The sequence below is a fragment of the Mesorhizobium sp. M7A.F.Ca.US.011.01.1.1 genome (assembly GCF_003998295.1).
GTDB lineage: Bacteria > Pseudomonadota > Alphaproteobacteria > Rhizobiales > Rhizobiaceae > Mesorhizobium.
Genome location: NZ_RZRT01000286.1, coordinates 1 through 391 on the forward strand (window position 1 = coordinate 1; position 391 = coordinate 391).

The window sequence follows — 391 nt, forward strand, 5'->3', positions numbered from 1 at the left end:
CTTGGGCCTTGCTCGCCGGCATGCCAACGCGCAGACCCGCGGCGCGCGCCGCTGCATCGGCGGCCAGCACGAGCCGCCGGTTTCCCTGCCGGCCGAGCATGACGACCGGGGTTTCAGCCGATGGCGCGGACGGGCCCATGGCGCGCCGCAGGCGATCGGTCGGCCAGGCCGGAAAAAAGAGCGAGACGACCCTTGGCATCGCAGGCTTCCACTTCAAAATCGGCGCTTTCTCCAGCCCGCACTCGGATCAGCTCAAGCTGCCAGTGAGCACGGCCGACGCCGGGAACCGGCAAGGGGCGGGAGGGAAGCGCGGTGACCCGCCATCGGGTGACCGCGGCGGTTGGTTGTCCAAAATCGGTCGCTTCGGTTTTCCGTGCCCAACGGCGGGAGG

2 pseudogenes are annotated in these 391 nt (G+C 69.8%); both read right to left on the reverse strand.

The annotated features are described in order from the left end of the window. A pseudogene (locus EOA13_RS38285) lies at nt 1–199 on the reverse strand (DNA polymerase Y family protein); the annotation flags it as partial. Then, nucleotides 114–391: pseudogene (locus EOA13_RS39305) on the reverse strand (damage-inducible protein); the annotation flags it as partial. The pseudogenes EOA13_RS39305 and EOA13_RS38285, both read right to left, overlap by 86 nt.